Here is a 5325-nt window from a genome sequence, read left to right as displayed (position 1 = left end):
CGCGCCGCACGAGCCACGCCGCCTGGGCCGGGCCGGCGAGCAGCGCGACGAGCCCGACGACGGCGAGCGGCAGCGCGTCGGGCACCGGCCCGGGCACGAGCAGCCAGGCGGCGACGAGACCGAGCGCGAGGCCGACGGCGGTCACGAGCGCGGACTCGACGAGCAGGCGCAGCCCGACGGCCCCGACCGAGGCGCCGCGGGCGCGCTCGAGCGAGAGCACGGCCGCGCGCCGCACGACCAGGAGCCGTGACAGCAGCACGAGCACGACGCCGGCGACGCCGACGACGCCCGAGATCATCACGGACATCTGCGCGAGCGCGGCACGCGCCTGGGGCGGGTACTCCTCGAGCGCGGTGTCGAGGCCGGTGCGCACGACGACCGCCACGTCGCCCGCAGCCGAGAGCGACGAGCTGTTGGCCCGCAGCGCCGGGATCTCGGCGGCGACGTCGGCGGCCAGGGCCGCGGTGAAGGCGGTCGGGTCCACGCCGAGCCGCACCTGGCCGTCGACCACGCTGCCGAAGGTCATGAGCCGCGTGAGGCCCTCGTCGTCGGCGAGCACCGTGAACCGCGTGAACGCCGCGCGGTCGGAGCGGGCGTCGCGGTGCACGGGCGCCCACGTCTCGGGCACCGTCCGCCACGCGACCGCGTCCGGGTCCTGCGGTGCGACGACCCCGACCACGAGCAGGTCGGCGGCCGCCCGCCCCTCGTGCTCGAGCGGTCCTCGGGCCGCGGCGACCGTCACCCGGGAGCCGACGGCGAGCCCGGCCGCCTGCGCCGCCTCGTGCGAGAGGACGACCTCGACCGGCGCCCCGGCGGGGTCGGTGCCCGACGCCTCGGCGGAGCCACCCCCGCCGGGGAGCGCGCCGTCGACGAGCTCGAGGTCCGCGGGCACCGCGGCGACGCCGACCACGACCTCGCCGTCCGCGTCCGCCGCGGAGTCCGGCACGCCGTCGCGCGCCAGGAGCGCGGTCGGCGGGGCCGTCATGGTCGCCGTGGCGTCGTCGACGACCGCCCCGAGCGCCGGTGGGAGCAGGGCGCGCACCTCGCCGGCCCACGCCCGGAAGTCCCGCGCGTCGGTGAGGGCGGGGCTGAACCCCGCCGACGGCGTGCCGACCGACGCCGTCAGCGTGACGGCGCTCGACGCGTCCGCGGCGCGCACGGCGTCCTGGACGCCGCCGTCGACGGTCCGCGCGACCACGCGCGGCCCCGCGGTCGCGAGCAGGGTGCTCACGGCGACCAGCGCGGTCAGCGCGAGCAGCAGCCACACGTCCGCACGCGCCCTGCGGCGCCCGAGCAGCGCGCCCGACGCGGTGAGCGAGCGCGCGATGGTCCCGGCCGGGGGACGCCCGGGCGCGTGCGGGGAGTGCCGGCCGGTCATCGCTCGTCCCCCAGGCGCATGACGGCCGCGGGGTCGGCGGCGCGCTGCACGCGCGCCACGACGAGCACGACCACGGCGAGCACGGCGACCACCTCCACCGCGAGCAGGGCGACCTGGTCCCACGGGACGTGCACGAGCACGGTCGGCACCGGTCGGGTGCCGGTCGCCGAGACCGCGACGAGCGGCCCGACGAGGTGACCGAGGAGCGTGCCGAGGCCGATCCCGGCGCCCGCCCCGAGGAGGCACAGGAGGAACGACTCGACGCCGACCACCGAGGTGAGCCGCCGTCGCGACAGGCCGATGGCGCGCAGCTGCGCGAGCTCGACCGAGCGCGAGCGCAGCGAGGCCGTCGCGTGCAGCGCGAAGCCGACGGCGGCGAGGACGGCGGCGGCGAGCGTGACGAGCCACAGGGCACCCTGCGTGGCCACGCGCAACGGGTGCTGCTGCATCGCCGCGACGACGTCGACCTGGGCGACCGCGCGCGTCGCGCCCGCCTCGCCCGTCGCCGTGGCGGGCAGCCCCGCGAGGTACGCGGGGACGTCCTCGGGCGCGACGTCGACCCACCACTCGTCGACCGCGGGCACGACCGCACCGGCCTGGACGAGCGCACGTGAGAGCTGGGTGTGGTCGACGACGACCGACTCCTCGCGGACGAGCGTCGGGACGCGCGGGACGACCTCGGCGACCACGACCGGCACGACGGCGGCGCCGTGGACGAGCTGGAGGCCGTGGCCCGGCTCGACCCGGAGCTTGCCCGCGAGGCCCGACGAGAGCACGACGGGCACGGCGACCGGGGGCTGCCAACCGGTCTGGGTCACGGTGCCGGCGCCGAGAGCGAGGTCGTTGAGCCAGCCCCGCACGAGGAAGCCCACCTGGACACCCTCGTCCTGCCCCACCGCTATGAACGCGAGCGTCGGGCTGGTCGCCCACCAGCCGAGGTCGGCCGGCACCTCGGCCGGCGTGCGGACGAGCTCGAGCGCAGCGAGGTCGAGCGTGCGGGTCGCACGGTCGACGGCGTCGGCGTCGGCCTCGGGCGCGTCGGCGTCGGCCTGCATGGCCGGCTGGGTGCCCGGTGCGGGTTCCAGCAGCGCGATCTCGGTGACGGCGACGAGCGCCTCGAACTCGTCCGCCTCCATGTCGACCGGCTCGTCGGGGTCGGTGAGGAAGAGGCTCGTCTGGAGGCCGACCAGCCGGAGCGGCAGCTGGAGCCCCTCGACCGCGCGGGCCGCCCCGCCCGCCTCCGCCGGCTCCGCACCCGGCAGGAGCGCGTCGACCTGGTGGGCGGCGCCGTCCGCGGGCGCGGAGCCGAGGTCCACCGTGGTCAGCAGCCCGGTGGCGTCCTCGAGCACGGCGCGCACGACGACGACCACGGGAAGCGGACGCCCCGCCTCGCGGACCTGGACGACGGCGGAGAGACCCCGCACGTCGCCCGGCAGCTCGACGCCCGTGGCCGAGGGCACCTCGGTCTCGAGCGCGGCGATCGCCGTACCGGAGACCTCACCCATCCGGCCGCGGTCGAGGGTCAGGCGGGACTCCTCGGTCAGCGCGAGCATCTGCACCTCGCGTCCGTCGGGCGGGGCGCCGAACGACGAGGCGTTCGCCGCGGCCAGCTCCACCTCGCGTCGCGCCACGGGCTGCGGCTCGGGAGCACTGGGGACGCCCGGCACGGTCAGGGCGGCGACCTGCGCCGTGGTCGGTGCCGCGTCCTGCACGACGACGGCGGCACCCGTCGCCAGCTGTGCCTGGTCGGCCTGGGACTGCCGCCACGTCGTGAGGAACGTCTGGCTGAACGTGCCGACCGCGAGCGCGAGGGTCAGCAGCAGCACCGCGGCCGTCGCGCGGGTCGAGCGCCGGCCGACCTCCCACGCCGCGAGCGGGAGGACGACGCCGCGGCCCCGCGCACCGATCCGCTCGGTGAGCCGTGAGGCGGCGGGCAGGAGGCGCACGCACAGGAGCGCGCCCGCGAGCAGCACCACCGCGGGCCCGGCGACCAGCACCGGGTCGACCACGAGCGACGGGCCGCCGTCGGCCACCGGGCTGCGGTACGTGCGCAGCTGGGCGTAGGCGACGGCCGCGACCACCAGCAGCACGACGTCGAGCCCGGAGCGCGCGAGCACGGCGCGCCGGTCGGGCCGCGCACGCGCCTGCTCGCCGTCGAGGAACGTGCCGGCGCGGCGCAGCAGCGGGCTCACGAGCACCACGCCGAGCACGGTCGCGACGACTGCGGCCGTCACCCACGCGACGGCCGGGACGCCCGGGTCCTCCGTGATCCCCGCGGCGACCATCGCAGGCCGGCGCGAGAGACCGAGGTGCACGAGCCGCGCGAGCGGCGGGCTGACGGCGGCGGTGAGGAGCGCGAGGGCGGCGGCCTCCGTCACGGCGAGCCCCACGAGCTGACGTCCCGACGCCCCGCGGGCGCGCATGAGGTTCTGCTCGCCCGAGCGGGCCTCGACGAGCAGCCGCGCCGTCTGGAGGAGGGCGGCGACGGCGAGCACCACGAGCAGCAGCCCGACGACGAGCATGCTCGCACGGGTGACGACGAGGGCGGTCGCGGCCTCCTGCACGACCTCGCCGAGCGTCGTCGAGAGCCGCACGGTGTCCGCGATCGCTCCGACCGCCGCGGCGCCCTGCTCGGTCGCCTCGTCCAGGCGGCCCAGCAGCGGCACGACGTCCGCGACCGTGGCGCCGGCGAAGTCGGTCTCGTACCGGACGGTGAGCCGGTCGACCGCGAGACCGGCGGCGTCGAGCGCCCCCGGTGCGACCACGAGCGGGCCGTAGGCGTCGGTGCGCACGGTCCCGCCGGTCCCTGGGACGAGGAACTCCGGGTCGTGCCCGTGGCCGTCGAGCAGGTCGGACGTCCAGAAGCGCGTTCCGGGGGACGTGACGTCGAAGACCCCGACGACCTCGACCAGCACGTGCTCGCTGACCGACGTCATCGGCGAGACGTCGAGGCGCGAGCCCACCGCGAGGCCGAGCGCCTCCGCCATCGCCACGGGGACGGCCGCAGGGACCGCGACGGGGACCGCGGCGGCGTCGCCGTCGGCGGTCCCGGGGTCCCCGGCGGCGGACCCGGACGCGGGCCAGGTCCCGGCCGTGAGCTCGGCCTCCGCGTCGACGCCCTCCACGTGCCCCAGGTAGACGGCCGCCGGGATGTCGTCCGGCCGGGGGAGGCGGTGGAGCACGGACTGCTCGGAGGCGGTCCCGGTCGCCGTCGCGGGCGCGACCAGCTCGCCGACGGCGGCGTCGGCCGCGGCCCGTGCGTCGGCCGTGGGCACCGACAGGCGCTCGGCCGTGACGCGGACCTCCGTCCGCGGGCCGGTCGCCGCGGCGAGCGCCCCCCGGACGCCCTGCTCCTCGGTCGCGACCAGCAGCACGGCGAGCGAGCTGATCAGCGTGCCGACGAGCACGGCGACCGCGGCCACGACGACGAGGAGGCGCCACTGCGTGCCCGTGCGGCGTGCCGCCGTACGCAGGCGCCAGGGCCTGAGGTCGCCGCTCACGCGCGGTCCGCCGCCGGGAGGGCGTGGCCGGTGCGGGCGCGGTGGCCGCTGGCTCGCATCATCACCTCGTCGTGTGTCGCGTGGCGGGTCGGTGCTGCTGCAGGAGCCCGCGCCGGGCCGCCTCGCGACCCTGGTCGACGATGATGCCCGGCGCGTTGGTCGCGCTCCCACCATGCGACCGCACTGTGGCCGAATCGTTACGTCCGTCAGGCGGGGACCGCGGCCAGACCGGCGGCGAGCGCCACCGCGACGGCCAGGCAGCCGACCAGGCCCAGGGCGGGCACGGCTCGCCGCGGCCGCCCGGGCAGCGTGAGCGCGGCCGCGTGCGCGACCGCGTAGTACACGAGGACGCACGCCGAGGCGAGCGCGATGGTCTCGCGGAGGTCGAGCAGCGCGGCCGCTGCGGCGGCGCCCGCGCCGACGACGGCCTGCGCGCGGACCGGCCGC

The 5325-nt window shown here is 78.1% G+C and carries 2 protein-coding genes and 1 pseudogene; all 3 read right to left on the bottom strand.

The annotated features are described in order from the left end of the window. Window positions 1-1378: hypothetical protein (locus tag ICW40_RS17470; protein WP_221655280.1), on the bottom strand; the 1378-nt coding region annotated here is incomplete at its 3' end. Next, window positions 1375-4878, bottom strand: a complete 3504-nt coding sequence (locus ICW40_RS17465; RefSeq protein ID WP_221655279.1) for an FtsX-like permease family protein — start codon at window positions 4876-4878, stop codon at window positions 1375-1377. The genes ICW40_RS17470 and ICW40_RS17465, both read right to left, overlap by 4 nt. A 206-nt stretch (window positions 4879-5084) precedes the next feature. Beyond that, window positions 5085-5325 (bottom strand): annotated as a pseudogene (locus tag ICW40_RS17460) (amino acid permease); the annotation flags it as partial.

This window comes from Actinotalea ferrariae (assembly GCF_019733465.1).
GTDB lineage: Bacteria > Actinomycetota > Actinomycetes > Actinomycetales > Cellulomonadaceae > Actinotalea > Actinotalea ferrariae_A.
The sequence above is the reverse complement of the archived record's forward strand: the minus strand, read 5'-3'. Positions and strand labels throughout refer to the sequence as shown.